The 25,691-nt window shown below is 67.5% G+C and carries 29 protein-coding genes; 14 read left to right on the top strand and 15 right to left on the bottom strand.

Annotation, left to right across the window (positions count from 1 at the left end):
• Nucleotides 1-28: 28 nt before the first annotated feature.
• Nucleotides 29-529, bottom strand: coding sequence for a DUF2306 domain-containing protein (locus HB724_RS07975; RefSeq protein WP_213980386.1), 501 nt, complete (start codon nucleotides 527-529; stop codon nucleotides 29-31).
• A gap of 127 nt (nucleotides 530-656) precedes the next feature.
• On the opposite strand from HB724_RS07975, the gene HB724_RS07980 reads away from it, so the two are divergent.
• The 3 genes from HB724_RS07980 (at nucleotide 657) to HB724_RS07990 (ending at nucleotide 2,173) form a co-directional block, all read left to right on the top strand.
• Nucleotides 657-1,430, top strand: a complete 774-nt coding sequence (locus HB724_RS07980) for a LytTR family DNA-binding domain-containing protein (RefSeq protein ID WP_213980387.1) — start codon at nucleotides 657-659, stop codon at nucleotides 1,428-1,430.
• Between the two features lie 32 nt (nucleotides 1,431-1,462).
• Nucleotides 1,463-1,801 (top strand): arsenate reductase (glutaredoxin), encoded by a 339-nt coding sequence (arsC, locus tag HB724_RS07985; protein WP_213980388.1) that lies wholly within the window; start codon nucleotides 1,463-1,465, stop codon nucleotides 1,799-1,801.
• A 201-nt stretch (nucleotides 1,802-2,002) separates the two neighbouring features.
• Nucleotides 2,003-2,173: a hypothetical protein gene (locus HB724_RS07990; RefSeq protein WP_213980389.1), complete on the top strand. Its 171-nt coding sequence runs from the start codon at nucleotides 2,003-2,005 to the stop codon at nucleotides 2,171-2,173.
• Nucleotides 2,174-2,183: 10 nt separating this feature from the next.
• Here HB724_RS07990 and HB724_RS07995 read toward each other — a convergent pair whose 3' ends face one another.
• The gene (locus HB724_RS07995) at nucleotides 2,184-3,038 is read right to left on the bottom strand and encodes an SDR family oxidoreductase (RefSeq protein ID WP_213980390.1); all 855 of its coding nucleotides are present in this window, start codon (nucleotides 3,036-3,038) and stop codon (nucleotides 2,184-2,186) included.
• A 93-nt stretch (nucleotides 3,039-3,131) separates the two neighbouring features.
• Between HB724_RS07995 and HB724_RS08000 the strand changes: the two genes are divergently transcribed.
• On the top strand, nucleotides 3,132-3,512 hold the full coding sequence (locus HB724_RS08000) for a helix-turn-helix domain-containing protein (protein ID WP_213980391.1): 381 nt from the start codon (nucleotides 3,132-3,134) through the stop codon (nucleotides 3,510-3,512).
• On the opposite strand, the gene HB724_RS08005 is transcribed toward HB724_RS08000, so the two are convergent.
• Entirely contained in the window at nucleotides 3,509-3,895 is a 387-nt protein-coding gene (locus HB724_RS08005; protein WP_256731384.1) for a diguanylate cyclase, read from the bottom strand. The two genes, HB724_RS08000 and HB724_RS08005, sit on opposite strands and share 4 nt — an antisense overlap.
• Before the next feature lie 108 nt (nucleotides 3,896-4,003).
• Here HB724_RS08005 and purL point away from each other — a divergent pair, with 108 nt between their 5' ends.
• From purL to bfr, 7 genes are all read left to right on the top strand, one after another.
• Nucleotides 4,004-6,238 carry a phosphoribosylformylglycinamidine synthase subunit PurL gene (gene purL, locus HB724_RS08010; RefSeq protein ID WP_213980392.1) on the top strand — a complete coding sequence of 745 codons (2,235 nt, stop codon included), beginning with the start codon at nucleotides 4,004-4,006 and terminating at the stop codon, nucleotides 6,236-6,238.
• Between the two features lie 234 nt (nucleotides 6,239-6,472).
• Nucleotides 6,473-7,795 carry an acetyl-CoA hydrolase/transferase C-terminal domain-containing protein gene (locus HB724_RS08015; RefSeq protein ID WP_256731385.1) on the top strand — a complete coding sequence of 441 codons (1,323 nt, stop codon included), beginning with the start codon at nucleotides 6,473-6,475 and terminating at the stop codon, nucleotides 7,793-7,795.
• 347 nt (nucleotides 7,796-8,142) lie between these two features.
• Nucleotides 8,143-8,544 (top strand): DUF3052 family protein, encoded by a 402-nt coding sequence (locus HB724_RS08020; protein ID WP_213980393.1) that lies wholly within the window; start codon nucleotides 8,143-8,145, stop codon nucleotides 8,542-8,544.
• Between the two features lie 67 nt (nucleotides 8,545-8,611).
• Nucleotides 8,612-9,274: a nitroreductase family protein gene (locus HB724_RS08025; RefSeq protein ID WP_213980394.1), complete on the top strand. Its 663-nt coding sequence runs from the start codon at nucleotides 8,612-8,614 to the stop codon at nucleotides 9,272-9,274.
• Nucleotides 9,275-9,283: 9 nt separating this feature from the next.
• A complete protein-coding gene (locus HB724_RS08030; RefSeq protein WP_213980395.1) occupies nucleotides 9,284-10,531 on the top strand; it encodes a DUF418 domain-containing protein in 1,248 nt (415 codons plus the stop codon).
• A gap of 75 nt (nucleotides 10,532-10,606) precedes the next feature.
• Nucleotides 10,607-10,777, top strand: coding sequence for a (2Fe-2S)-binding protein (locus tag HB724_RS08035; RefSeq protein ID WP_213980396.1), 171 nt, complete (start codon nucleotides 10,607-10,609; stop codon nucleotides 10,775-10,777).
• Between the two features lie 91 nt (nucleotides 10,778-10,868).
• Nucleotides 10,869-11,351 (top strand): bacterioferritin, encoded by a 483-nt coding sequence (gene bfr / locus HB724_RS08040; RefSeq protein ID WP_213980397.1) that lies wholly within the window; start codon nucleotides 10,869-10,871, stop codon nucleotides 11,349-11,351.
• A gap of 95 nt (nucleotides 11,352-11,446) precedes the next feature.
• On the opposite strand, the gene HB724_RS08045 is transcribed toward bfr, so the two are convergent.
• The 5 genes from HB724_RS08045 to panB all read right to left on the bottom strand — a co-directional run bounded on the left by HB724_RS08045 (nucleotide 11,447) and on the right by panB (nucleotide 16,469).
• Nucleotides 11,447-11,869, bottom strand: coding sequence for an Hpt domain-containing protein (locus tag HB724_RS08045; RefSeq protein WP_213980398.1), 423 nt, complete (start codon nucleotides 11,867-11,869; stop codon nucleotides 11,447-11,449).
• 87 nt (nucleotides 11,870-11,956) lie between these two features.
• Entirely contained in the window at nucleotides 11,957-13,327 is a 1,371-nt protein-coding gene (gene der / locus HB724_RS08050) for a ribosome biogenesis GTPase Der (protein ID WP_213980399.1), read from the bottom strand.
• 169 nt (nucleotides 13,328-13,496) lie between these two features.
• Nucleotides 13,497-14,822, bottom strand: a complete 1,326-nt coding sequence (locus HB724_RS08055; RefSeq protein WP_213980400.1) for a PQQ-binding-like beta-propeller repeat protein — start codon at nucleotides 14,820-14,822, stop codon at nucleotides 13,497-13,499.
• Nucleotides 14,819-15,535 (bottom strand): tetratricopeptide repeat protein, encoded by a 717-nt coding sequence (locus HB724_RS08060; RefSeq protein ID WP_213980401.1) that lies wholly within the window; start codon nucleotides 15,533-15,535, stop codon nucleotides 14,819-14,821. Before HB724_RS08060 ends, HB724_RS08055 begins: the two co-directional genes overlap by 4 nt.
• Before the next feature lie 70 nt (nucleotides 15,536-15,605).
• Nucleotides 15,606-16,469, bottom strand: coding sequence for a 3-methyl-2-oxobutanoate hydroxymethyltransferase (gene panB / locus HB724_RS08065; RefSeq protein WP_213980402.1), 864 nt, complete (start codon nucleotides 16,467-16,469; stop codon nucleotides 15,606-15,608).
• A gap of 123 nt (nucleotides 16,470-16,592) precedes the next feature.
• Here panB and HB724_RS08070 point away from each other — a divergent pair, with 123 nt between their 5' ends.
• The gene (locus HB724_RS08070; RefSeq protein ID WP_213980403.1) at nucleotides 16,593-17,015 is read left to right on the top strand and encodes a hypothetical protein; all 423 of its coding nucleotides are present in this window, start codon (nucleotides 16,593-16,595) and stop codon (nucleotides 17,013-17,015) included.
• Nucleotides 17,008-17,223 carry a helix-turn-helix transcriptional regulator gene (locus HB724_RS08075; RefSeq protein WP_213980404.1) on the top strand — a complete coding sequence of 72 codons (216 nt, stop codon included), beginning with the start codon at nucleotides 17,008-17,010 and terminating at the stop codon, nucleotides 17,221-17,223. Before HB724_RS08070 ends, HB724_RS08075 begins: the two co-directional genes overlap by 8 nt.
• A 179-nt stretch (nucleotides 17,224-17,402) precedes the next feature.
• Here the strand turns inward: HB724_RS08075 and HB724_RS08080 are convergent, their stop codons facing one another.
• The 7 genes from HB724_RS08080 to HB724_RS08110 form a co-directional block, all read right to left on the bottom strand.
• Nucleotides 17,403-17,843 (bottom strand): hypothetical protein, encoded by a 441-nt coding sequence (locus tag HB724_RS08080; protein ID WP_256731386.1) that lies wholly within the window; start codon nucleotides 17,841-17,843, stop codon nucleotides 17,403-17,405.
• Nucleotides 17,844-17,935: 92 nt separating this feature from the next.
• Complete coding sequence (locus HB724_RS08085; protein ID WP_213980405.1) at nucleotides 17,936-18,283, bottom strand: ArsC family reductase; 348 nt, start codon at nucleotides 18,281-18,283, stop codon at nucleotides 17,936-17,938.
• Between the two features lie 6 nt (nucleotides 18,284-18,289).
• Nucleotides 18,290-18,697: a GNAT family acetyltransferase gene (locus HB724_RS08090; protein WP_213980406.1), complete on the bottom strand. Its 408-nt coding sequence runs from the start codon at nucleotides 18,695-18,697 to the stop codon at nucleotides 18,290-18,292.
• Entirely contained in the window at nucleotides 18,694-19,257 is a 564-nt protein-coding gene (locus HB724_RS08095) for a DNA-3-methyladenine glycosylase I (RefSeq protein WP_213980407.1), read from the bottom strand. The genes HB724_RS08090 and HB724_RS08095 overlap by 4 nt, the downstream gene beginning before the upstream one ends.
• A complete protein-coding gene (locus HB724_RS08100; RefSeq protein ID WP_256731387.1) occupies nucleotides 19,254-20,438 on the bottom strand; it encodes a crosslink repair DNA glycosylase YcaQ family protein in 1,185 nt (394 codons plus the stop codon). The genes HB724_RS08095 and HB724_RS08100 overlap by 4 nt, the downstream gene beginning before the upstream one ends.
• 163 nt (nucleotides 20,439-20,601) lie before the next feature.
• Nucleotides 20,602-21,990: an MFS transporter gene (locus HB724_RS08105; RefSeq protein WP_213980408.1), complete on the bottom strand. Its 1,389-nt coding sequence runs from the start codon at nucleotides 21,988-21,990 to the stop codon at nucleotides 20,602-20,604.
• Nucleotides 21,991-22,061: 71 nt separating this feature from the next.
• Entirely contained in the window at nucleotides 22,062-23,321 is a 1,260-nt protein-coding gene (locus tag HB724_RS08110) for a TetR family transcriptional regulator (protein WP_213980409.1), read from the bottom strand.
• A 79-nt stretch (nucleotides 23,322-23,400) separates the two neighbouring features.
• On the opposite strand from HB724_RS08110, the gene HB724_RS08115 reads away from it, so the two are divergent.
• Nucleotides 23,401-25,686, top strand: a complete 2,286-nt coding sequence (locus HB724_RS08115) for a TonB-dependent receptor (RefSeq protein ID WP_213980410.1) — start codon at nucleotides 23,401-23,403, stop codon at nucleotides 25,684-25,686.
• The last annotated feature ends 5 nt before the right edge of the window (nucleotides 25,687-25,691 follow it).

Raw genomic sequence — 25,691 nt, forward strand, 5'->3', positions numbered from 1 at the left:
CCCTCTCCCCTCGGGGAGAGGGCGTCCCCTATCCCCACAGCCACTGCCCCATCAGCCTTCCCGGCAGGAAGGTGAAGAATCCCGCGATCACCAGCGAGGCATAGACGATCGTCATCGCCCGCCGATGCGCGGCGATATTGCCGCGCCGGGCGTTGCGCACCGCCAGCGGCACGCTCACCAACACCAGCACGGACAGCAGATGGATCGGGCTCAGCCCACCCGTCACATAGCGCAACCCGAAGCTGGACAGGGCCGTGAGCAGCATCAGCGCCGCCCAGGCTCGCCCGAGCATCCGGTGCAGCCGGTCGCCCTTGCGGCGCAGCAATATCCAGCCGCCCAGCGGCAGCGCCGGGATCACCGTCGCCAGATGCAGGCGGAGCCAGAGATTATGGTCGGCAGGCATCAGCGCACCGCCGCCCGCCAGCCGATGCGCAAGCGCGACGGCCAGCAATGCGAACAGCAGCGCGGCGGCGATCACGATAGCGGTGTCGCGGCGCGCGCGGCCGGGGATGGCAGTGGTGGCGGTCATTGCGTTCTCCGTCTTGCGTTGCCCACAGCCTGACGGCGGCCGGTTAGCGGAGAAGGCGAAGCGCAGGAAAGGAACGGAGAAATTCGTGGATGCGGCAGCCGCGCCCGCATTGTACCGTTCGCGAAGCATGAACGGTACACACCTCAATCCCCCGAATCGCGCCTTGGCGACCGAGTTCGCCATCATGGTCGCCGCCGGACTGGTGGCGGCCCTGATCGGCCCGTTCGGCACCTTCGCGTTGCCGCTCGGCACGCGGCTGGCCGATTGGCTGTTGTTCGCATTGGGCGGCTATGCCTTTTTCCGCCCGGTGATCGCCGCCGCCGGCGCGCTTTCGGCCCAGACCGGCCTGCCCCGCTGGGCAGCGCTCGGCGCCGCCACAGCATTGGCCGCGCTCCCGACCACGCTGCTGGTCGCATGGGCAATGGCAGGCATGGGCTGGCAACGGCTGACGCTGGGCGAACTGCTGCAACTCTATCCGAAGGTTCTGCTGCTGGGCGCGGTGGTCACGGCGATCCAGGTGGCGCTCCGGCGCCCCGTGCCCGCCGCCGCAGCGGCCGAGCCGGCGGCGCCCCTCCCCCCATCGCGCGAGCCGGCGCTGCTCGCCCAGCTTCCGCCCAGGCTCGGGCGCGACCTGCTCTATCTCGGCAACGAGGATCATTATGTCCGCGCCTATACCAGCGAGGGCGATGCGCTGCTGCTGATGCGCCTGCGCGACGCCGTGGAGGATCTGGCCGGGCTGGACGGCGCCCGGGTCCATCGCAGCTGGTGGGTCGCGCGCCATGCGGTGGCGGAGGTGCTTCGCCGCGATCGCGCCGTGGTCCTGCGCCTGGTCGACGGCCGCCAGGTTCCCGTTGCCCGCGCGATGGTCCCGGAGCTCAGGGCGCGCGGCTGGCTCTCTTGACTCGGCCGCGCCTGCTCGCGAACGGAGGCATCATGAAAGCGACGATCTACCATAATCCCCGCTGCTCGAAATCGCGCGAGGCGCTGGCGATCCTGAACGAGACACCGGGCGTCGAGGTCGAGATCGTCGAATATCTCAAGACCCCGCCGAGCCGCGCGAAGCTGGCCGGGCTCTATGCCCGCGCCGGCCTCACCCCACGCGAGGGGCTGCGCAAGGCCGAGGACGGCGCCAAGGCGCTCAAGGACGCGACCGAGGATGCGATCCTAGATGCGATGGCGGCCGATCCGATCCTGATCGAGCGCCCGCTGGTCGAAACCGAAAAGGGCGTCCGCCTGGGCCGCCCTCCGGAAAAGGTGCGGGAGATTCTCTGAAGCAGGCTGCTTCATTGAATTTTGAAGGCGGCTACGCTATCTGGGTTTTGTTGCGATGTTCTGTCGATGACAGTCATCCCGGATCGAGCCCTGGTCGTTGCCGCGACCGGGGCTCAAATCGTTTGGGGGCCGAGTTGCCGCCCGACCCCCGCCCGCCGCTACTTGGAGTGGGCCACCTCGATAATCTTCAGGACCATCGTGATGGTTGCCACCATCAGCATTGCGATGCCGATGATGATTGTTGCGACGTTCACATCAATAACAATCACCTCCAGACTGCTCCTTGATTCGACAGACATTGCCGTGCCGGTCCTGGAGCAGCCGGAGATTGGTCGGGATTTATGGTGTCACCAACCTGAATTTTTCGGGTGACGCCGGACCCTCACCCCTTCAACCCCGCCGCCAGCGTCTCGCGCCAGGGCGTGGTCGGGCGCCCGATCAGCCCGCTGAGCGCATGGCCGTCGTCGAACAGCGCACCCTCCGCAGCCTTGGCGTCGCTGTCCGCCAGTGCCGCCGCAAGCGGCGCGGGCAGGCCGGCGCCCTCCAGCACCGCGCGATATTCCGCCTCGGGCAGGTCGCGATAGGGAATGGCCTTGCCCGCGATCCCGGAGATGGCCGCGGCGAATTCGGCGAGCGTGAAACCCTCGTCTCCCGCCAGTTCGTACACCTGGCCCCCAAGGCCCTCGCCCGTCAGCACCACCGCCGCCGCTTCGGCATAGTCCGCGCGGGTGGCGGTGGAGATGCGGCCTTCGCCCGCGCTGCCCAGCAGCACGCCATGCTCCAGCGCCGAGAAGGCACCGGGCAGGTAATTCTCGGTATACCAGCCGTTGCGCAGCAGCGCATGCGGCACGCCGCTCGCCCGCAGCAGCGCCTCGGTCGCGCGATGCTCGTTCGCCAGCGCCAACGGGATCGTATCGGCATGGAGGATGCTGGTATAGGCGATGAAGCCGACGCCCGCGACCTTCGCCGCCTCGATCACCGCCTGGTGCTGCGGCACGCGCTTGCCGATCTCGTTGCCGGAAATGAGCAGCAGCCGATCGACGCCTTCCAGCGCCGGCGCCAGCGTCTCGGGCGCATCATAGTCGAAGCGGCGGACGACGACGCCCTGCGCCGCGAACGCGGCCAGCCTGGCAGGATCGCGCACCAGCGCGACGATCGTGCCCGGATCGACTTTCGCGATCAGCGCGTGAAGGACCAGCTGGCCCAGCTGGCCCGAGGCTCCGGTGACGGCGTACATGGCATTTCCTTTCGAACGGACGTGGTTGATCGCCGCCATCTAATCCCCTAACTTACTGATCGTAAGTACGTACATCAGAGTAAGTATGGAAAAATGTTGAAGCAGACCTCCCCCCGCCTCGCCGACCGCATGGCGCGGGGCGACGTGTTCTCCACCGAATGCCCGTCGCGCGAGGTGCTGAAGCATATAACGAGCACCTGGGGCGTGCTGATCCTGATCGCGCTGCGCCCCGGCACATTGCGGTTCAGCGAACTGCGCCGCACGGTGAACGGCGTCAGCGAGCGGATGCTCGCCCAGACGCTCCAGCAGCTCGAGGGCGACGGGCTGCTCACGCGCCGCAGCTATCCGGTCGTGCCGCCGCATGTCGAATACAGCCTGACTCCGCTGGGCCAGGAGGCCGCCGGGCAGGTCGAGACGCTGGTGGACTGGATCCAGGATCGGCTGCCGGCACTGATCGGCCAGCGGAAAGCCTAGATCTCGGCCGTCACATCCTGTTTCGTGCCATAGAGCCGCACCGCGCGGCCGCCGCGGGCAAGCACGTCCGCGGTCAGCCGCATCCGGCGCAGTTCGCCGTCCGGCCGCCGGATCTGCGCGTCGAAGGTGAAGCTGCCGCAGGTCGCGATCGCCTCGGCCCGCAGCCGATCGAGCATCGCCCGCGATTCGCCGACATACATCTCGACGATCGCGCACCGGTCCAGCCGGGCACCGCGCGGCATGCCGAACAGATCGAACACCCCCGGCGCCCAGCGCAATGCGTTATCGGCAAGGTCGCATTCCCAGGATGCAGGAAGCGACGTGATTTCGCCCAGGTCCGCATCGCGGCCCTGGAGCGCTTCTATCCATGGATACGCCGACATGATTCCGGTTTAGGCTCCGCAGGTTAACCGCGCGTTAGACGCGCCGGGCCGCCGCCGCGACACGCTGCGGGGTGACGAAGCCTCCGGCCCTCGCTAAGGGCTCGCCTCATGACTCACATCACGCCCGAGATGGTGGCCGAGCACGGCCTGTCGCCCGAGGAATATGCCCGCGTCCTGAAGGCGCTGGGCCGCGAGCCCAACCTGACGGAATTGGGCATCTTCTCGGTCATGTGGTCCGAGCATTGCAGCTACAAATCGAGCCGCATCCACCTGAAGAAGCTCCCCACCACCGGCCCCCAGGTGATCTGCGGCCCCGGCGAGAATGCCGGCGTGATCGACATCGGCCCAGGACCGGACGGAAAACCCCAGGCCGCCATCTTCAAGATGGAGAGCCACAACCACCCCTCGTACATCGAGCCCTATCAGGGCGCGGCGACGGGCGTGGGCGGCATATTGCGCGACGTGTTCACCATGGGCGCGCGCCCCGTCGCCAACCTGAACGCGCTGCGCTTCGGCCGGCCCGATCATCCGAAGATGAAGCACCTGATCGCCGGCGTCGTCCATGGCATCGGCGGCTATGGCAATTGCGTGGGCGTCCCCACCGTGGGCGGCGAGGTGAACTTCCACCCGGCCTATGACGGCAACATCCTGGTCAACGCGATGACCGTGGGCGTCGCCGATCAGGACAAGATCTTCTATTCGGCTGCCTCGGGCGTGGGCAATCCGATCGTCTATGTCGGCTCCAAGACCGGCCGCGACGGCATCCACGGCGCCACGATGGCGAGCGCGGATTTCGGCGAGGATTCGGAGGAGAAGCGCCCCACCGTCCAGGTCGGCGATCCCTTCACCGAGAAGCTGCTGATCGAGGCGTGCCTGGAGCTGATGGCATCCGACGCGATCGTCGCGATTCAGGACATGGGCGCGGCCGGCCTCACTTCCTCTGCGGTCGAGATGGCCAGCAAGGGCGGCGTCGGCATCGAGCTGGTGATGGACGACGTGCCCCAGCGCGAAACCGGCATGACGCCCTATGAGATGATGCTCTCGGAGAGCCAGGAGCGGATGCTCATGGTGCTCAAGCCCGGCCGCGAGGACTTCGCCCAGGCGATCTTCGAGAAGTGGGAGCTCGATTTCGCGGTGATCGGCCATGTCACCGATACCGGCCACATGGTGCTGAAGTGGAAGGGCGAGACCGTCGCCGACATCCCCCTCGCCCCGCTGGCGGACGAAGCCCCGCTCTACGATCGCCCGCACGTCCCCACGCCCCCGCGGCCGCCGCTCGAGAACGTGCCCGAAAGCACCGACATCGCCGCCGATCTGCTCAAGCTGATGGCCTCGCCCGATATCGCCAGCCGCCGCTGGATCTGGGAGCAGTATGACCACATGGTCGGCGCCGACACCGTCCAGCGCCCCGGCGGCGACGCCGCGGTGGTCCGCGTCCACGGCACCGACAAGGGGCTGGCGATCACCACCGATTGCACGCCACGCTATTGCTTCGCCGATCCGGTCGAGGGCGGGAAACAGGCCATCGCCGAGGCATGGCGCAATCTCTGCGCGGTCGGCGCGACGCCGCTCGCCGTCACCAATTGCCTCAACTTCGCCAATCCGCAGCGCCCCGAGATCATGGGGCAGTTCGTCGGCTGCCTGGAGGGCATGGGCGAAGCCTGCCGCGCGCTCGACTTCCCGATCGTCTCGGGCAATGTCAGCCTCTACAACGAGAGCAAGGCGACCGGCGGCGGCTCCGCCATCCTCCCCACCCCCGCGATCGGCGGCGTCGGCCTCCTCAAGGACTGGACCAAGAGCTGCACGATCGCCTTCAAGGGCACCGGCGACATCATCATCGCGCTCGGCGAACGCTCCGGCCATCTCGGCCAGTCGATCTGGCTGCGTGAGATCCACGGCCGCGAGGAAGGCCCGCCCCCACCGGTCGACCTGATGATGGAGCGCCGCGTCGGCGCCTTCGTCCGCAAGGCGATCTGCGGCGGCGCGATCACCGCCTGCCATGACGTGTCCGACGGCGGCCTCGCGGTTGCGCTGGCCGAAATGGCGCTGGCGTCGAACATCGGCGCGATCATCGACCAGCCCCAGCCCTTCGGCATCGCCGGCTCTTTCTTCGGCGAGGATCAGGGGCTGTACGTCGTCACGGTGAAGGACGAAGCGCTCGCCGATTTCCTGGTCGCCGCCGACAATGCCGGCCTCGCCGCCGATCCGATCGGCCGCACCATCGCCGGCCGGCTGATCTTCGAGCTGGAAGACGGCGATTACTGCGTCCCCCTCGCCGACCTCAAGGCCGCGCATGAAGGCTTCTTCCCCGCGCTGATGGGCGAAGACGCCGCGCTGGCCTGATTCCTCTTCAATCCTCCCCGAGCTTTGCTCGGGGAGGGGGACCATGCGCAGCATGGTGGAGGGGCGGCGCGAAGCGCCGTTATCCCTCGCCGCACGCTTCACCGGCCTTTGGCCGGCCCCTCCACCACGCCCTGCGGGCGCGGTCCCCCTCCCCCAGCAAGCTGGGGGAGGATTTGCAAACCAACCACCGCCAATCGTTGACGCCCCCCGCTCGCCGGGTCAGGTTCCACCGCCATGACCATCTCGCCCAGCAGCGCCTATCCGGCGCGCCGCATGCCCGCCCAAGCCGCGATCGCGCTCATCCCCCGCACGGCGAAGATCGCCATGGGACTGGGCGTCTCCCAGCCCCCGCTCCTGCTCGCCACCCTCGCCGATCGGGCACGCCAGGGCGGGATCGACTCGGCCGCGATCTATTATCTTCTCTCCACCGCCCCCGCCGCCTCGATCCTGCGCACCGAGCTCCGGGACAAGGTGCGGCCGATGAGCCTGTTCCACAGCGGCATCGAGCGCGCGCTGGACAAAGAGGCCGCCACGGCCGGCGTGCCGCTGGTCGACTTCATCCCGACCTCGTTCAGCCAGACGCCGCGCGTGCTCTGCGAACAGATCGACGTGGACGTGCTGCTCACCACCGTCTCGCCGCCCGACGCCGAGGGCTGGCTGAGCCTTGGCACCAACACCGACTATGCTCTCCCCGTCGCGCGCACCGCACGGCAGGTGATCGTCGAGGTCAATCCGGCCATGCCCCGCGTCGCGGGCGAGGGCCGCATCCATATCGACCAGGTGACGGCGCTGGTCGAAAACCATGTGCCCCTGACCGAGATCCCCGCAGCGGCGATCGGCCCGGAGGACCGCGCGATCGGCGAGATCATCGCGGGCCTCGCCGGCGACGGCGACTGCCTGCAGATGGGCATCGGCGCGCTGCCCGACGCGGTGTGCGCGGCCCTCCGCCACCATCGGGGCCTCGGCATCCATACCGAGCTGATGACCCCGGGTCTCGCCGCGCTGATGCGCGAAGGGGTGATCGACAACAGCCGCAAGACGCTCCTCCCCGGCCGCGCCGTCTTCACTTTCGCGATGGGCGACCGGGCGCTCTACGACTTCCTCAATGACAACCCGGCGCTGGAAAGCCGGCCAGTCGACTATGTGAACGATCCGGCCATAATCGCCGCCAACGCGCAGATGCTGTCGGTCAACGCCACGGTGCAGGTGGACCTTCAGGGCGCGTGCAATTCCGAGTTCGTCGCCGGCCGGCAGTTCAGCGCCGCGGGCGGACAACTCGATTTCGTGCGCGGCGCCTATGCCTCGAAGGGCGGCCGATCGATCATCGCCTGCCATTCGACAGCGGCCAAGGGCACCGTCTCGCGCATCGTGCCCCGGCTCGACGGCCCGGTCACCACGCCGCGCAACGACACGCATATCGTCGTCACCGAATTCGGCGCGGCGAACCTGAAGGGCAAGACGCTGCGCGAGCGCGCCGACGCGCTGATCGCCATCGCTCATCCCGATTTCCGCGAGGAGCTGGCCCGCGCGGCGCATGCGGCGGCCATGGGCGGGTAAGTGCTACCGCCGCCATCGCGCCTTGACCTCGTCGCGTCGTTGCGGCGTCGCGCGCTTTAGCGAGAGATCCGGCATTGCCCCCAGCCCTCCCCGGCGAAGGCCGGGGCCCAGTTTCGGCATAAAGGAAGCGGCGCGGCGCCATCGCGACTTGGTGGCAACTCGGCCCCGGCCTTCGCCGGGGAGGGGTGTCCATTCGATGGATCAGCCTGCGGGAAGCCGATTCGGCTTCATTCCGCCCGTCGCCGCCCGGCTCTCCGCCCCCTTGGGCATGTCCCGGATTGTGCGAGTCGTCCGCCATGCTAGTCGATGGGCTGCGCATGCGTTACTCTCGCATCCAGGAGGTCGATATGACCGCAGGCTATTCGGACACCTCGCTCGTCGACAAGCTCGGCCTCAAGCGGGGCATGCGCGTCTGGTTCCACAACATGCCCGACAGCGTCCGCCGCGAGATCGCCGATGCCGATGTCGAGGAGCAGCCCGCCGCATCGGACGGCCTGCAGGGCGCACACCTGTTCGTCACCGAGCGATCGCATCTCGAACGCGAACTGGCCGCGCTGCGCCCGCTGCTCGCCACCCATGGCTTCATCTGGGTCTCCTGGCCAAAGAAGACCTCCGGCGTGCCTACCGACGTGACCGAGGATGTCGTGCGCGACGTGGCGCTTCCCACCGGGCTGGTCGATTGCAAGGTCTGCGCGGTGGATGAAATCTGGTCGGGTCTCAAGCTTGTGATTCGCAAGGAGAATCGCTGAGTCACCTACGCAGATTCGCTGGGTATAAACCATAATGGACCTATGCCATGCTGGCATGGGGGAAATTATGCCGCAGCATGACTCTGTGCCTTGGAAATCCTATCCCGATCTGAGCGATTCGGATCGCATCGCGCGTGCGCGCGCTTTCTATGAAACGATGCGCACGCGCCGGAGCTGCCGCGCGTTCAGCGACGCCCCCGTTCCCCGCGAGGTGATCGAGGCGGCCCTGCTCGCGGCCGGATCGGCGCCCAACGGCGCCAATCGCCAGCCCTGGCATTTCTGCGCCATCTCCTCGCCCGAGGCCAAGGCGACGATCCGCGTCGCCGCCGAGGAGGAGGAACGGATCTTCTATGGCGGCAAGGCCGGCGCCCGCTGGCTCCAGGCGCTGTGGCCGCTCGGCACCGGCGCGGACAAGCCCTATCTCGAAACTGCGGCCTGGCTGATCGTCGCCTTCGCCCAGCGCCGCACGGAGGACGCCCATCAGAATTACTATGTCACCGAAAGCGTGAGCATCGCCTGCGGCCTGATGCTCGCCGCGCTTCACAAGGCCGGCGTCGCCACGCTGGTCCACACGCCGGCGCCGATGCGCTTCCTCAACCGCGTCTGCGGCCGCCCGCCCCACGAAAAGCCGCTGATGCTGATCGTCGCGGGCCATGCCGCCACCGATGCCACCGTCCCCGTCCACGCGCTCGACAAGAAGCCGCTGGAGCAGATCGCGACCTGGCTGTAACCGGGGCGCATGATCGAGGCCCCCGGGGAACGCCTGCAATCGCTCGACATCGTCCGGGGCGTCGCCGTGCTGGGCATATTGCTGCTCAACATCGTCAGCTTCGGCATGCCCGAGGCGGCCTATTTCAATCCGCGCGCCTATGGCGGGGCGCACGGCGCCGATCTCGCTGCCTATCTGGTCAATTTCGTGCTGTTCGACGGCAGGATGCGCGGGCTCTTCTCGTTCCTGTTCGGGGCGTCGATGCTGCTGGTGGTCGAGCGCGCCGAGGCGGGCGGCAGGAGCGGCGGCGCCGTCCATTTCGCGCGGATGGGCTGGCTGCTGGTCTTCGGGCTGGCGCATCTCTGGCTGCTGTGGCGCGGCGACATCCTCGCGCATTACGCGCTGGTCGGCATGTTCGCCTTTGCGCTCCGGGAGATGCGGCCGGCGCAGATGCTGCCGCTCGGCGTGATGCTCGTCCTCGGCAACACGCTGATCTTCGCCGGGCTGCCGATCTCGGTGCTGGACCTCCAGCAGCCCGTGGCGAACGCCGCCCAGGCCGCGGACAATGCCCGCCAGCTCTACGATCTGGCCTCCGCCTTCGGCATCCCCGCCCCGGCCGAGATCGCGCACGAACTGGCGCTCTATCGCGGCGATTATGCCGGCATCGTCCGCGAGCGCTTCGCCGAGCTGGCGGTCAGCCCGCTCGCGATGCTCGGCCTCTATGGCTGCGAGACGCTGGCATACATGCTGTTCGGCATGGCCGCCTACCGGACCGGCATGCTCACCGGCGCCTGGGAGCCGCGCTGCTATCGCCGCTGGCTGCTGGTCTGCTGGGGCATCGCGCTCCCCGCCTATATCGCCCTCGCCGCCTGGCTGGTGCATGCGGATTTCAGCCTGTTCGCGGTCACGCTCGCGGTGATGACGCTCGCCACGCCGATCCGCCCGCTGATGATCGCCGGCTGGATCTGCCTGATCCTGTTGCTGGCCCGATCGGGCGGCGCACTCACCACCCGCCTCGCCGCCGCCGGCCGGATGGCGTTCACCAATTATCTCGCGACCAGCCTGCTCTGCGCGACCTTCTTCAACGGCTATGGCCTGGGCTGGTTCGGCTATCTCTCGCGCTGGCAGCTCTATCTGGTCGTGCTGACCGTGTGGGCGCTGATCCTGCTCTGGTCGAAGCCCTGGCTCGCCCGATTCCGCTATGGTCCCTTCGAATGGCTGTGGCGCAGCCTCGCCCGCGGCCGATTCCAGCCGATTCGCGCGGCGCAAAACGGGTAATGCGAATGCCTCGCAATACCCTTGCGAATCGCTCTCAATAGCCGTACATCTCGTCGCAGAGAGCGTGAGGATGCGATGGTCGTTTGCGTTTGCAATGCAATTCGGGAGCAGGATGTGCGCGAGGCGGCACGGAGCGGCGCGACCAGCGCCTGCCAGGCCTATCGCGCGCTGGGACGCTCCGCCAAATGCGGCCAATGCGTCCCCTTCGCCCGTGAGATCATCGCCGAAGAACGCGCGGCTGCGTGACATTCTCAATAGGAAAACCGCGGATTTCTGCGGTTTTCGTGGCGTTCTTTTGCCGCTAGGATAGCCCCTTTCTCCACAGGGGTTTCGTGTAATGCAGGGTGATGCAAGGGTTCTCGAGTATCTCAACGAGGTTCTCAAGAACGAGCTGACGGCGATCAACCAATATTGGTTGCACTACCGCATGTTCGATCACTGGGGCGTCAAGAAGCTCGCCGAGTTCGAACGCCACGAATCGGTCGACGAGATGAAGCATGCCGACATGGTGTCGGAGCGCATCCTGTTCCTCGATGGCCTGCCCAATTTCCAGCTCCTCGGCCGCCTGCGCATCGGCGAGACCGTCGAGGAGGCCCTGCGCGCCGATCTCGCGCTGGAGATGGAGGCGATCGCGGTGCTGCGCGATGCGATCCAGCACAGCGAGACGGTCCGCGACTATGTCAGCCGCGACCTGTTCCGCCAGATCCTCGACAGCGAGGAAAACCATGTCGACACGCTCGAACGCCAGTTCGACATGATCGCGCGCATGGGCCTGGAGAATTACATCCAGCTCAACGCCAAGGCCGAAGAGGGCTCGTAAGGGCTGCGCCGGGTACGGCATTCAAATGGGGCCGCAGGCGTCGCCCCATCCGTCACTCTGGCCGAAGTGCCGGGGGTGACGGGGAATTTTATACGTCAGCTCGCGAAGGCACGCTTGCCGAAGGCAGCCGGCCGGCGCTCGACCAGCGGGTTCGCCTCGCGCTCCAGCATCGCCAGCGTCGTCTCGAACAGCGGGCGAAGCTGGACGACATGCTCCAGCGCCTGGGTCGGCGTATCGCGCCGCTCGATGCAGGCGCGCGCGGTCATCTCGATCGTCTCGGCCAGTTCGGCCAGCGGATCGGCGCCGAACTGGCGCGCCTCGCCCTTCAGCGTGTGCGCCGGAACCACCATCGCGGTCGCGTTGTTGGCGCGCATCGCCTCTTCGATCCGCAGCACCGATTTCACGCCGTCCTCGCGGAAATATCCGAGTATCCGCACGAAACTGGCGCCAAGCTCCGTTCGAGCCTGCGCAAAGGCCTCCCAATTGACCAACGGATCATTTGCGATCGTCACGTCCATCCCCCGACTGTTGACCCATTTGGGGCATGCGATCCGTTCTAGGGCGCATGGGTAAACAGCCCGTTGATGCCGGCGCCGCCGCGCGCCTCAGCTCCGATCCTTGTCGAAGGGATTCTTGGGCGCGCGCAACGTCAGCCGCACCGGCACCGCGCCGAAATCGAACTCGCGGCGCAGGCTGTTGATGAGGTAGCGCTGATAGCTGACCGGCAGCAGGTCGACGCGCGTGCCGAACAGCACGAAACTGGGCGGGCGCGACTTGTTCTGGGTGACGTAGCGCGGCTTGATCCGCTTGCCGCCCGGCGCGGGCGGCGGGTTCGCCTCGATCGCCTTTTCGAACCAGCGGTTGAGCTGCCCGGTCGATACGCGGCGCGACCAGGCCTCGCGCGTCTCGAACGCGACCTTCATCAGCGTGTCGAGCCCCTTGCCCGTCACCGCCGACACGGTGAGCAGCGGCACGCCCTTCACCTGCGCCAGCCCCTCGTCGAGCGCACCCTTCACGCCGTTGAACAGGCTCGACGCATTCTCGGCCACGTCCCATTTGTTGAGCGCGATGATGAGCGCGCGGCCTTCCTGGAGCACGCGATCGGCGATCTTCAGATCCTGCACTTCCAGCCCGCGCGTCGCGTCGAGCAGCAGCACCACCACTTCGGCGAAGTCGATCGCCCGCAGCGCGTCGGCGACGGAGAGCTTCTCCAGCTTCTCCTCCACCCGGGCCCTTTTGCGCATGCCGGCGGTGTCGATCAGCCGCACCGGGCGCTTGTTGCCCTCAAAGTCGTCCCACAGCCAGTCGATCGCGATCGAATCGCGAGTGATCCCCGCCTCCGGCCCGGTAATTAGGCGATCCTCTTCGAGCAGCCGGTTGATGAGCGTCGACTTGCCCGCATTCGGCCGGCCGACGATCGCCAGCTTGAGTATCGCGTCGGGAGAATCGGGATCCTCTTCGTCCGCATCCTCCTCGTCGCGGTCGACATGCGGCAGCAGCGCCTCGAACAGGTCGACCTGGCCGTCGCCATGCTCGGCCGAGAACGGGATCGGATCGCCGAAGCCGAGCGCCATCGCCTCCAGCACGCCGGACTCGCCTGCCTTGCCCTCGGCCTTGTTAGCCATCACGATCACCGGCTTGTCGGTGCTGCGCAGCCAGCGGGCGATCTCCTCGTCGAGCGGCACCACGCCCGCACGCGCATCGATCAGGAACAGCGAGACATCGGCATCGCGCACCGCCGCCTCGGTCTGCGCACGCATCCGGCCGGGCAGGGTCGCCGCGTCCTCGTCCTCATAGCCGGCGGTATCGATGACGCGGAATTCGAGCCCGAGCAGGTTCGCATCCCCCTCGCGCCGGTCGCGCGTCACGCCCGGCTGGTCGTCGACCAGCGCGAGGCGCTTGCCGACCAGCCGGTTGAACAGCGTCGATTTGCCGACATTGGGCCGTCCGATGATGGCAACGGTGGGAAGGGGCATAATGAATTGGCCTCTCCCCTCCCTTTCAGGGAGGGGTTGGGGGTGGGTGCGCGCGTCTGCGCGCTCAATAGACTCATACAGGGCAAGTACAAAAGGAACAGGCGAGGCATCGAGCCCCGCCTGTTCCTTGCCCCCCCTTTATCCCCTCCCTTTCAGGGAAGGGAAGAAATCAGCGATACGCCGTCAGCCGTCCCTTGTCGTCGAGGACGAACATCATCTTGTTGGCCACCACCGGCTGGAGCGAGATCGGCGCCTTGGTCTCCATCGTCGACAGCACCGATCCGTCCTTGGGCGAGACCGACACGATCTGCCCGCGCGAATTGCCCAGGATCAGCCGGTCGCCGGCCAGCACGGGCCCTTCCCAGCTGATCGGGTTCTTGGCCTTCTTCACGTTGCGGTAGCGCTTCATCTGGGCGATCCAGCGCGCCTTGCCGTTGCCGCGCGACAGGCACAGCAGCCGGGCATCGTCGGTCACCACGAACAGCCACTCGCCCGCCGCCCAGGGCGAGGAGATGCCGGCGATGTTCTGCTCCCAGATCGGGTTGCCGGTGGCGATGTCCATCGCGACCATGCGCCCGCCCTGGCCCACGGCATAGACGCGGCCCTGGTCGATCACCGGCTCGGCATCGATATCCGACAGCGACGAGACCGAGGTGGACATGCTCGAGCGCGTCAGCACGTCGCCCCACAGCGAACGGCCATTCTCATAGCGATAGGCGTTGAGCTCGCCCGACGAGAAGCCGGCGATCACCGTGCCCTGCGCCGAAGCAGGCGCCGCTACGCCGAACACGCCCTGCGATTCGAGGCTGCCCGATACCGTCCACTTCACCTCGCCCTTGTCCTGAGACAGCGCGAAGAGCTGGTTGTCCTGCGTCACCACATAGACCTGCTCGTTGGCGAGCGTCGGCGATCCACGCAGCGGCCCGCCCGGGCGCACGCGCCAGACCTCGGTGCCATCCGCGGTGTTGAGCGCGACGACGTCACCCAGCCCGTTGCTGGCGAACACATGATCGCCCTCGACGCTGACGCCGCCGCCGAACAGCGCGCCGGCATTCTTCTTCTCGGTCGAGGTCTTGGCGGTCCACAGCTCGGCGCCGGTATCGGCCGCCAGCGCATGCACCGCGCCGTCGGTATCCATCACATAGAGCTTGTTGCCGTCGACCACCGGCGAGGCGGCCAGCCGCTCGCGCTTCGAGGTCTTGGCGACGTTCTTCGACCAGACACGGCTCAGCGACTGGCCGAGCGCCAGATGCCCCATCGCCTTGGATGCGCTGCCGCCCGGCTGGCGCCAGCCGTCGTTCACCGCCGCCTCGGGCAGCAGCACCTCGACATTGGCCAGCGTCTTGTCGGCCGCGATATCGCTTTCGGAGACCAGGATCGGAACGCGCTCGCCCAGCACCGGGGTCTTCTTGCCCCCGCCGCCCTTGAACACTCCGCAACCGCTCACCAGCGCCAGCGCGCCGAGGGCGGCGACCACCCTCACCTTGTTGTTCATTGACCCTTGGCTTCCTTGGATTGAGCAGCGGCAGCGGCATCTACGCCCAGCGTGCCGGCCAGTTGCACCGCGCGCTGGCGGATCGATTCGGGAACGGCCTCGCCGGCCTGGGCGATCTGGCCGAACAGCTTGCCGGCGGCGGCGCGGTTGCCGGACTTCAGATAGGCGGCGCCGACCATCTCGCCCGCCGTGCCGAACCACGGCGAATCGGGATTGGCGAGCGTGCCTAGCCGCTGGATCACCACTTCAGGCTTCAGCCCGTCGAATTCGGCGGCGGTCTGGCGGACCAGCGCGAGATCGCGATAGGCCTGGTCGATCGACTTGTCGTTCGCCACTTCGGCGAACTTGGCGACGGCGCCCTTCGTGTCGTTGCGCGCCAGCATCACATTGCCCGCGGCGATCTTCGCCAGCGCGGCATAGCCGTCGCTCTTGCCCTGCGCGACCTTGTCGAGCGCCGGCAGCGCCTGGACGGGCTGGTTCTGCTGGAGCAGCTGCAGCGCGGCGTCATATTCCTCGCCGCGCGTGCCCGCCACGCCGGCGCTGTGATTCTGGTAGAGGAGCCAGCCGCCGAGCGCGAGCAGGCCCACCACGATCACGCCGACGATCACGAGGCCATAGCGGCGCCCGATGCTCATCATCTGGTCGCGGCGATATTCCTCGTCGACTTCGCGAAGGAAAGCCTCGTCGGTGGTGCCGGAAGGAGGAAGCGCCAAAATCTACTCCATGGGTGTCTTGCGGGCGCGGACCTTAGCCGCGGGCTGCAACAAGGGAAAGCCGCTCAAATCATCCTTGATCGCGTGCCGCATAGACCTGATCGGCTCCCGGAAAAGCCCGGGACCGGACGTCGGCGGCATAGGTCTCAACCGCGGCGGAAATGCGGCCGGCCATATCGTCGAACTTCTTCACGAAACGCGCCGTGCGCTCGAACATGCCGAGCATGTCGTCGATCACCAGCACCTGGCCGTCGCACTGGGCCGAGGCGCCGATGCCGATCGTGGGCACGGCGATCGCGGCGGTGATCGCGTTCGCCAGCGTCTCCACCACGCCTTCGACGACGATCGCAAAGGCGCCCGCATCGGCGATCGCGCGGGCATCGCGCAATATCTTGGCCTGCTCCGCCTCGCTGCGCCCCCGCGCGCCATAGCCGCCCAGCGCGTTCACTGCCTGGGGCGTGAGGCCGATATGGCCGCATACCGGAATCCCCCGCGCGCTCAGGAACGCGACGGTCGGCGCCATCGCCTCGCCGCCCTCCAGCTTCACCGCGGCCGCGCCCGTCTCCGCCAGCATGCGCGATGCCGATTCGAACGCGCGCTCAGGGGACGCCTCATAGCTGCCGAACGGCATGTCGACGATCACCACCGAATGATGGCTGCCGCGCACCACCGCGGCGCCGTGGGCGATCATCATGTCGAGCGTCACCGGCAGCGTGGAGGGCAGGCCGTAGATCACCTGGCCCAGGCTGTCGCCCACCAGCAGCGCGTCGCAATGCGAATCGAGGAGCTGCGCCATCCGCGTGGTGTACGCGGTCAGCATCACGATCGGCTCCTTGCCCTTGCGGCTGCGGATCGCGGGAACCGTCAGCCGCTTCATCGGCACGGGCGTGGGAGTGGCGCGGCTCGGCGCGACGTCGAGAGTCTGATGGGACATGCGCGCCCCCTTAGCCCCGCCCTGCCGCACATGCCAGCCGACCGCTCACCCATGTCGACTAACCTTGACTCAATGTCAGATATATATAACATTGAGCATGCAATTTCGAACATGAGGTGCATCATGCCTTTCAAGGAGAAGATCGCCTGGATCTCGGTCGTCACGACCATATTGGTCTGGGGCGGCTATTTCGGCTTCATGGCGGCGACCGGCTGGCGCCATCCCGGCCCGGTCTATTTCGCCGGCTTCATCGGCGCGGTGATCGTGCAGACGATCCTGGTGACGGTCGCCAGCATCGTCACCGCGATACTCTCGCCCCGGGATGCAAGCGCGGGCAGCGACGAACGCGACCGGGCGATCTCCCGGCGTGCCTATGCCTTCGCCTATCCGGTGCTGCTCACTTTGGTCGTCTGCGTCGCCGCGAGCATGCATTTCGGCGTCCGCGCGGTGGGCATGGCCTATGGCATCATGGGCGCGATCGTGATCGCCGAGATCGTCCATTACGGCGCGCAGATCGCCGGCTATCGCCGAGGCTGGCATGGCTAGGCCGCACATCGCCAACCAGATCCGCACGCTGCGCTTCCTCGCCGGCGAGATGACCCAGGCCGAATTGGGCGAACGGATCGGCGTCACCCGCCAGACGGTCGCCGCGATCGAGGCGGGCAAATACTCCCCAACGCTGGAAGCCGCCTTCCGCATCGCCCGCGTCTTCGGCAAGCCGCTGGAGGAGGTCTTCCAATGGGAAGGGGAATGACCAGCCTTCCAATGTAGGATTTGGCGTGCTGCGGTGGCCCGATGCGCCGCAGCCGCCCTTCCCCCAGCAAATTCGGCAGGATGGCCGGGTTACCCGGTCAACCGGACACCCCTCGCACGAGTCAACTTGGTCAACCGGAAACCCCTCGATCGAGTCAAATGAGTCAACCGGCGGTCAATTCACGAGATCCAGCCGCGCCGCTCCGCGCGCTTGGCGAACCAGATCTGGAAGATCCCCACCACCGCGATGAAGGCCGGGAATGCCATCGCCGCCACCACGCCCTCGTGCGCGATCAGGTCGGTCGCGCCGAAGAGATAGCCGAACTGCACGATCACCGCGGCCAGCGAGAGGATGTAGAGCGGCACCGCCATCCTCGATCGGGTCAGCAGCGCCAGCGATCCGAGCAGCCCGCCACCCACCGCCACGGCATAGACCAGGGTGAGCCAGAGCGGCAGCGCGGCATAATAAGCGCGGTCCCAATCGGTCGCGTTCGGGTCGAGCGCGGGGCCGAAGGCGATGTGCAGATAGAGCGTCGTGCAGCCCGCCACGCCCCAGACCACCAGCAATACGGCGATAGGAACGAACCAGCTTGGCGGCTTTTGCCGAATATAGGATGCCATGCGACCCCTCTCCCGGGATTGTCCTTTGCCCCAGGACTAAGTTACCGCAATATCGTGGAATCCGCCACTATCGGATGGCAAGCCGCGCGAACTCAGAGGAGCGCGCGTGCGTACCGCTCCGGCGCAAAGCCGATCAGCAGCCCGCCCGGATGTTCGAGCACCGGCCGCTTTATCATCGAAGGCTGTTCGAGCATCAGCGCCGCCGCCTTCGCCGCGTCCAGCCCGGCCTTGGCCTCGTCGGGCAGCTTACGGAAGGTGGTGCCGGCGTGATTGAGCACCGTCTCCCAGCCCGCCGTCTCGATCCAGCGTGCCAGCCGCGCCGGATCGACGCCCTCGGTCTTGTAATCGTGGAAGACCGCGTCGATGCCGTTGGCCTCCAGCCAGGCACGCGCCTTCTTCATCGTGTCGCAGTTTTTGATGCCGTAGATCGCGATGCTCATGCCGCCCTACTTAAGGAAACGGCCGAGCGTCACAACCTCCTGCCGCTCCAATCCGAGCTTTTCGTAGAAGCCGAGCGCGGCCGCATTGCCCGCGCGCACCATCAGCTGGATCTTGGGGCATCCGCGCGAGCGCAGCCAATCCTCCGCCGCCGCCATCAGCGCCCGGCCCCGCCCCGCCCCCTGCCGCTCCGGTGCGACCGCCAGATAATAGACCCAGCCGCGATGCCCGTCGAAGCCGACCATCACGCTCCCGTCGATCCCGTCCCCGCCCCGCGCAACCAGCACCGTGGAGCCGCCAGTCGCCAGCGCCAGCGCGAAATCCGCTTCCGGATCGTTCCACGGCCGGGTGAGCCCGCAGGTCCGCCACAGCGCGACGATCTCGGCCGCATCGGCTTGGGTAGCGGCCTCGATCACGCCAGCCGCGCCACTTCGGCCCGCCGGAAGCACTCCGCCGCATGATCGTTCACGATCCCCACCGCCTGCATCCAGGCATAGACGATCGTCGGCCCGACGAACTTGAAGCCGCGCCGCTTCATCTCCTTCGAGATCGTCTCGGAGAGCGGCGTCGAGGCGACCCAGCCATGGCCCTCGCCGGTCAACACCTTGCCACCGGTGAACGACCAGCAGAAATCGGCGAAATCCTCGCCCTTCTCCGCCATGTCGAGCCAGATCTGCGCGCCGCGGATCGTCGCCTCGATCTTGGCGCGGGCGCGGACGATGCCGGCGTCCCCCATCAGCCGCTCCACGTCCGCCTCGCCGAACGCGGCGACCTGGGCCGGATCGAACCCCGCGAACGCCTTCCGAAACGCCTCGCGCTTGCGCAGGATGATGATCCAGGCGAGGCCCGCCTGGAACCCCTCCAGCATCAGCATCTCCCACAGCATCCGGGGATCGCGCTGCGGCACGCCCCATTCGGCGTCGTGATAGGCCCGGTTGAGCGGATCGCCCTCGGCCCAGCTGCAGCGGATGGTCATCCTGCTTCTCCCGTCACGACGTCACCGATCTTCACTTCGCCAAGCCCCAGCCATTCGGCCATCCGCGCCAGTTCGCCTTCCAGCCGCTCCCGCGTCTCCGCCGGCGCGCCGGGCTCCAGCGTCAGGCGATGCGCCAGCAGCCGTCCGCCCTGCCGATCCGCCTTCAGGTCGGCCCGTGCCACCAGCGCGCCGTCCATCAGGAACGGGAGGACATAATAGCCATGGGTGCGCTTGTCCTGCGGCACATAGATCTCGATCCGGTAGCGGAAGCCGAACAGCCGCTCGGTCCGGGCGCGCTCCCATATCAGCGGGTCGAACGGCGCGAGCAGCGCAGCGCCCTCCACCCGGCGCGGCCGCCGCGCATCGCGGTGCAGCCATGCCGGCTGGCGCCAGCCCTGCACCTCGGCGGGAACCAGCACGCCCTCCTCCGCCAATGCCTCGATCGCCGCGCGCCCTTCCTCGGGCTTGAGCCGGAAATAGTCGCGCAAGTCGATGGCGGTGGCAACGCCCAGCGCCCGCGCGCTCCGCTCGACCAGCGCCCGCTGTGCAGTGGCCGCATCCGGCGTCGGCGCGTCCAGGATCGCGGCGGGCAGCACCCGCTCGGTCAGGTCATAGACCCGCTCGAAGCTGCCGCGCCGCGTCGCAGTGGTGATCTGTCCGGACCAGAACAGCCATTCGAGCGCGAGCTTGGCGTCGCTCCACGTCCACCAGCCGCTCTGGCTGCTGCCATTCTCGAAATCCGACGCGGCGAGCGGCCCCTCGGCGGCGATCCGTTCGAGCACCGCCTTCGCCTCGCCATGCCGCTCATGCGCGAAGCGGCGCAGCATCGTCCAGCCGATCTCGCCCCGCTCGGCCCGCGCCATCCGCCAGCGCAGCAGCGGCTGGAGTTCGACCGGCAGCAGCGACGCCTCATGCGCCCAATATTCGAACAACCTACGCTGGCGGCGCGGCCCCCAGGCATCCCGCTCGATCAGCCCTCGGTCGTAGCTGCCCAGCCGCGAAAAGGCAGGCAGATAGTGCGCGCGCACCAGCACATTGACGCTGTCGATCTGGTGCAGCGAGAGCCGCTCGACCGTCCGCCGCAACTGCGCCGCGCCCACCATGGCGGGATGCCGCACGCCGAACCCCTGCGCAGCCAGCGCGATCCGGCGCGCGCCCTTGAGGGAGAGCCGCTCAACCAATCGCGCGGCTCCGGTTCATTCGCACTCGACGAGCATCGCGCTGGCGATCGCTGGATCACGCGTCACTCCGTCCTTCATCATCGTCCTGAAATCGCGTGTCAGAGCCATCACGCCGCTTTTGTCATTTTTCTTCGCCACCGCAACTGCCTCGCAAGACTGCCATTCACTGCGATCGGGTTGGCACCGCCGTACCGCCTCCGATTGCCTGCCCGACATTCAAGCGCGGATTTGCTCCGCGATGAGCGTTCGACGCACGCGGCGATCCCGCGCCAAGGACGAACAGCGCCAGCGCACCCGTAACGACAGGCACGAACGCATAGACGACACGCACCGTCATCGCGTGCCTTTCGAGATCGTCGACGGACGGCGCCGCGTCTCCGGCCGACATCGCGGCAATGGCGGACAGGGCCAGCCATGCGCCGGCGCCCATGGAGAGCTTCAGCGTGATGTTGCTGATCGAATAGCAGCTCGCACCGTGCCGAAGGCCCGTCGCGGCCGTCTCGCCCGCCACGTCGGCGACCATCGCGCGCAGCAGCGTGAAGTCCACGCCGATGAACAGGCTGCGCAGCAGCAGAAAGGCGATCGCCGGCGCCATCATGCCCGCCGGCACCAGCAGTGCGAACGGCGCGATCGCGATCTGCCAGCCGAAGACGAGCATCAGCATCGGCCGCCTGCCGATGCGCATGCCGATCTTGCTCCACAGCGGCAGCGTCACCAGCGCCGCCGCTGCCTGCAGCAGGAGCAGCGTGCTGCCCCAGCCCCCGAGCTTGAGCGTGTCCTCGATGAAGAAGAGGAAGATCGCCGAGCCGGCGGACTCGGTGAGGCCGGTGAACAGATAGAGCAGCAGGATCGGCCGCAGCGCCGGCGTGCGGAGGATGCCGGCGAACAGCCGCAGCGGATTGGCGAGCTCGGCCGCGCGGGTCCGCGGCAGCACGGGCTCGGCGACGTGGCGGACGATGAGGAACACCGAGAGCGGGCAGAGCAGCAGCAGGATCGCGCCCAGCGCCGCGACCTGCCCCTCCCGTCCGACGCCGAGGCCCCGCTCGAGCGCGGCGGGCAGCAGCAGGACCACGATCATGCCCGCGACTCCGAACCAGGTCTTGGCACCCATGATCCGCAGCCGCTCGCCGGGATCGCGCGCGATCTCCAACGCCCAGCCGCCATGCGGCGTGACCAGCATCATATAGCCGAGGTGCAGCAAGAGGCCCGAGGCGATCAGGGTGGCAAGGCTGGTCCAGGGCCAGACGAAGAAGACCCCCGCCGCCCCGAGCATGATCGGCGGCGCGCTCGCCACCAACCAGGGGCGCCGCTGGCCGTAGCGCGTGGGGAAGCGATCGCTGGCCCAGGCGATCGCGGGATCGATCAGGCTGTCGAACAGCCGTGCGGCCATCAGCAGCGCGCCGGCGACGCCCAGCGACAGCCCGAGCGTGGTCGCGAAGAAGCTCGGAAGATAGACGCGCCAGGCGATCTCGACAGCCATGACGACGACCATCGGCAGCGAAAAGGCGGCGAGCCCGGCCAGGCCGAGCCGATCCGGCGAATCTGCGCGCACTCCAATTCCCTTTCACGGGCATGGTGCAGCGCAGCGATGACGAGTTTGTGACGATGCTTCCGTAGCGGCGTTCAGCGCCGGTCGAGCCGGGCGAGCAAAGCCGTGAAATCGCCGGTCGGCGTGTCGGGCGTGCGGGTCCGGCCGCCACAGACATAGGCGCGGCTCCGCCCGGCCATCAGCGCGGAGGCGATTGCCGCGTCGGCGGGCCCGATCGGCCGGTCGCGACCCATCAGCGCCTGGAAATAGCGCCCGGAGGTCCGTCCGCGCAGATAGCGCAGTTGCGCGGCAAAGGCGTGGAAAGCCGGATCGCGGGCGCTGGCCGAAAGCAGTTCGTCGGCACCAAGCAGATCCTCGCGTGCCGGGAGGCCGGAATCGAGGCGGGCAAGCGCTTCCTCGCGTCCGATTTCCGGGACGGCGGCCAGCTCGCTTGCCGAATGGGGCACCATGCGGCGATAAATGGCCTCGAAGGCCGCATGCAGCAGGTCGGCGCTCGTCCGGAACTTGTGCGAGACGACGCCGAGCGTCACGCCCGCCTCCGCCGCCACGGCGCGATGGGTCAGCGCCGCGATGCCGCGATGGGCGACGGTCGCGGCGGCCGCGGTTGCGACGGCGTCGGCCACCGGATCGTCATGCGGCGGCGGAGGGATCAGCGCGGCGGCATCGCGGCGCGCAAGTTCGAACCAGGCGGCCGGCGCGGCAAGTCGGCCGTCGAGCCACCCAGCCCAGCCATCGCACAGCTCGCTGAGCGCCGCCCGGTCAACCGGACGCCGCCAGCGCAGCAGGTGCATCGCGCTCACCCCGTCGAACATCCAGGCCGTCGCCACCGCCATGTCGGCGAGTTCCAGGCGCACACAGATCTCCTGCCAGAACCCTTGCCAGAGCGCGTCCCATTTGGCGGAGGAGGCGAGGTGCCGGGTGTCGCGCAGCGCCATCAGCTGGCATTCGCGCCAGGCGAAGGCGAGCGTTCGCCGGGTCTCGCACCAGTCGTCGACCAGGGTGGCGAGCAACGGCCCGAGCGCCGCGGCGCCCCGCACCTCACCTTGAATCGCGGCCAGCTGCGCTTCGCACCAGCGGCCCGCTTCGGCGCGCGCCTCGCTTTGCGCGCTCTCCAACAAGTGTTCCAGATCGCCAAAGTGATAATAGATGGAGGAGACCGGAAGCCCCGCAGCCCCCGCCAGCGCACGCGCGGATATGCCGGCTGCCCCTTCCCGCTTCCAAGCCAAAAGTGTTGCAGAAACAAGCTTTTGCGTCGAGGAAATAGCCGCATCTTCCGTTTCCAGCCGCTTGCCGGGCATCGCATCCTCCAGAATATGGCGCCGATATTCTGTCATCTGCCCCGCAAAGACAAGTGTCACAGGAGTTACATACAACCGTTCTAATTGCTGGCCGACTCGAAAAGGGGGACGCACAATGGAACGGAAATTCTCACAAGGATTGCGGGCATGGATTCTGGCCGGCGCGGCGATCGGCGCGCTGACCCTGTCCGCTGCCGCACACGCGCAGGACGCTGCGCCCGAGGCTCCGGCCGAAGCGGATAGCGCCGGATTGACCGACATCGTCGTCACCGCCGAGAAGCGCGAGACCAACCTCCAGAAGACCCCCATCGCCATCTCGGTGCTCAGCGGCGAGGCGCTGGCCGACCGGCACGTCCAGAGCCTGCTCGATCTGCAGGACGGCGCGGTTCCCTCGCTGCGCATCTCGCCCACCTTCTCGCGCAACTCGGCCCTGAGCGTCGGCATCCGCGGCATCACCGGCGGCGATTCGAACCAGCCGAGCCGGGATTCGGGCATCGGCATGTATATCGACGGCGTCTATCTCGGCCGCGCGCAGGGCCTGGGCATGGCGCTGCTCGACGTCGAGCGGATCGAAGTGCTCAAGGGGCCGCAGGGCACGCTGTTCGGCCGCAACTCGGTCGGCGGCGCGGTCAGCATCGTGACCCGCAAGCCCTCGGGCGAATTCCAGCTCCGCCAGACGATCGGCGTGCGCAACTTCGACGGCTACAACGCCGAGACGCATCTCGACCTGCCTTCGTTCGCGAACATCAGCCTCAAGTTCGACGGCATGATCACCAAGCGCGACGGCACCGTGAAGAACACGCTGCAGGGCGCCGACGGCTTCAACCTGGTCGACCGGCGCGGCGCGCATGTCGCGGCGCTGTGGGAACCGAGCGGGAATTTCAACGCACAGCTCGACGCCGACTATGGCTATGACGCGACCAGCACCTATTACGTCCAGCTCCTGAACCGGAATCCGACGCCGCTGGCCCCGCTGGCGCCCCTGGTCCAGGTGCAGCCCGACCGTGCCGGCACCGTCGATATCGGCGTACCGGAACAGCCCAGCGTGGGCGAGACCTATGGTGTGGGGCTGCATCTGAAGTGGCACGCCGCGGAGGGCATCGATCTGCGCTCGATCACGTCCTATCGCGACCTGAAGCAGAACCAGTACGACAACGGCATCGGCGCGCATGCCGGCGTGTTCCAGCCGAACGCGCAGTTCAGCCGGTACAGCCTGGCGTCGATGCGCCAGCACCAGTTCAGCCAGGAGTTCCAGCTCGTCGGCGATGCCGCCCGGCTGCAATATGTCGCGGGCCTCTATTATTATCATGAGGCGGGCGACGACGACGCCTGGAGCCCGAACACCATGCAGTGGAACGCGACCGGCACCGCCGCGACGGTGCTGCCGTCCTTCTCGGCGGGCGCCGCGACTCCCTTCCCCGATCGCGCCAGCACGGCCAAGGCCGACAGCTATGCCGCCTTCGGCCAGGCGACCTGGAACCCGGCGGTGCTCTCGAATATGCTGCGCCTGACGCTCGGCGGCCGCTACACGCACGACAAGAAGAGCGGCCGGCTCTACAAGGTGAACGGCGCCGATGCGCCCTACAGCTTCACTTTCTCCAAGGATCATTTCGATCCGCAGGCGACGATCACGCTCGATCCGAGCGACGATATCGAGCTCTACGGCAAATGGGGCACTGCCTATCGCGCCGGCGGCGCCAATTCGCGCTCGCTGACCTATCGTGCCTATGGGCCGGAAAAGGTCTCGACCTTCGAGGCCGGCCTCAAGACCAGCTTCTGGGACAAGCGCGGCCGCTTCAACGTCGCGGCCTACACGACGAGCTATACCGACATCCAGATCGACTTCATCGCCCCCACCGCCGGCACCAACCGCACCACCATCGAGACCCTGAACGCGCCCGGCAACGGCACGATCAAGGGGGTCGAGGTCGATGCGTCGCTGACGCCGCTTCCGCGCCTCACCCTGTCGGCGAGCTATGCCTATACCGACGGCCATCTGCCGCAGGCCGCCAATCCGTTCCAGGGCAACGCGCTCCAGACCGTCTACGTCACCTATACGCCCAAGAACGCCGGCAGTGGGGCGATCGACTATACGCTGCCGCTGGCCGGCGACACGATGCTGCGCGCGCACCTCGATGCCAATATCGCCGACGGCTATTATTCGATGGCGGGCGAGGCGACCTCCGTCACCGACAGCTCGTTCATCGTGAACGGCCGCCTCGTGGTCGGCGGGATCGATCTCACGCGCGGCGCGAAGCTGGAAGTCTCGCTGTGGTCGCGCAACCTGCTCAACGAACAGCATGTCTTCGTGCGCAGCCACGCCGCCTACTCCATCGGCGGCGATTACGGGATCTACAACGAGCCGCGCACCTTCGGCGTCGACGGCACGCTGCGCTTCTAAAGCCA

It is taken from the genome of Sphingomonas sp. dw_22, assembly GCF_018449795.1.
GTDB lineage: Bacteria > Pseudomonadota > Alphaproteobacteria > Sphingomonadales > Sphingomonadaceae > Sphingomonas.

Coding starts and splice junctions, on each gene's coding strand:
- HB724_RS08080 (WP_256731386.1), bottom strand. CDS start 17,843: ATGGCATCCTATATTCGGCAAAAGCCGCCAAGCTGGTTCGTTCCTATC.
- HB724_RS08015 (WP_256731385.1), top strand. CDS start 6,473: ATGACCATCTCGCCCAGCAGCGCCTATCCGGCGCGCCGCATGCCCGCC.
- HB724_RS08000 (WP_213980391.1), top strand. CDS start 3,132: ATGTTGAAGCAGACCTCCCCCCGCCTCGCCGACCGCATGGCGCGGGGC.
- HB724_RS08070 (WP_213980403.1), top strand. CDS start 16,593: ATGCCTTTCAAGGAGAAGATCGCCTGGATCTCGGTCGTCACGACCATA.
- HB724_RS08030 (WP_213980395.1), top strand. CDS start 9,284: ATGATCGAGGCCCCCGGGGAACGCCTGCAATCGCTCGACATCGTCCGG.
- purL (WP_213980392.1), top strand. CDS start 4,004: ATGACTCACATCACGCCCGAGATGGTGGCCGAGCACGGCCTGTCGCCC.
- HB724_RS07980 (WP_213980387.1), top strand. CDS start 657: ATGAACGGTACACACCTCAATCCCCCGAATCGCGCCTTGGCGACCGAG.
- HB724_RS07995 (WP_213980390.1), bottom strand. CDS start 3,038: ATGTACGCCGTCACCGGAGCCTCGGGCCAGCTGGGCCAGCTGGTCCTT.
- HB724_RS08085 (WP_213980405.1), bottom strand. CDS start 18,283: ATGAGCATCGCGATCTACGGCATCAAAAACTGCGACACGATGAAGAAG.
- HB724_RS08020 (WP_213980393.1), top strand. CDS start 8,143: ATGACCGCAGGCTATTCGGACACCTCGCTCGTCGACAAGCTCGGCCTC.
- HB724_RS08110 (WP_213980409.1), bottom strand. CDS start 23,321: ATGACAGAATATCGGCGCCATATTCTGGAGGATGCGATGCCCGGCAAG.
- HB724_RS07975 (WP_213980386.1), bottom strand. CDS start 529: ATGACCGCCACCACTGCCATCCCCGGCCGCGCGCGCCGCGACACCGCT.
- arsC (WP_213980388.1), top strand. CDS start 1,463: ATGAAAGCGACGATCTACCATAATCCCCGCTGCTCGAAATCGCGCGAG.
- HB724_RS08055 (WP_213980400.1), bottom strand. CDS start 14,822: ATGAACAACAAGGTGAGGGTGGTCGCCGCCCTCGGCGCGCTGGCGCTG.
- HB724_RS08095 (WP_213980407.1), bottom strand. CDS start 19,257: ATGACCATCCGCTGCAGCTGGGCCGAGGGCGATCCGCTCAACCGGGCC.
- HB724_RS07990 (WP_213980389.1), top strand. CDS start 2,003: ATGGTTGCCACCATCAGCATTGCGATGCCGATGATGATTGTTGCGACG.
- HB724_RS08115 (WP_213980410.1), top strand. CDS start 23,401: ATGGAACGGAAATTCTCACAAGGATTGCGGGCATGGATTCTGGCCGGC.
- panB (WP_213980402.1), bottom strand. CDS start 16,469: ATGTCCCATCAGACTCTCGACGTCGCGCCGAGCCGCGCCACTCCCACG.
- bfr (WP_213980397.1), top strand. CDS start 10,869: ATGCAGGGTGATGCAAGGGTTCTCGAGTATCTCAACGAGGTTCTCAAG.
- HB724_RS08025 (WP_213980394.1), top strand. CDS start 8,612: ATGCCGCAGCATGACTCTGTGCCTTGGAAATCCTATCCCGATCTGAGC.
- der (WP_213980399.1), bottom strand. CDS start 13,327: ATGCCCCTTCCCACCGTTGCCATCATCGGACGGCCCAATGTCGGCAAA.
- HB724_RS08035 (WP_213980396.1), top strand. CDS start 10,607: ATGGTCGTTTGCGTTTGCAATGCAATTCGGGAGCAGGATGTGCGCGAG.
- HB724_RS08045 (WP_213980398.1), bottom strand. CDS start 11,869: ATGGACGTGACGATCGCAAATGATCCGTTGGTCAATTGGGAGGCCTTT.
- HB724_RS08075 (WP_213980404.1), top strand. CDS start 17,008: ATGGCTAGGCCGCACATCGCCAACCAGATCCGCACGCTGCGCTTCCTC.
- HB724_RS08005 (WP_256731384.1), bottom strand. CDS start 3,895: ATGTCGGCGTATCCATGGATAGAAGCGCTCCAGGGCCGCGATGCGGAC.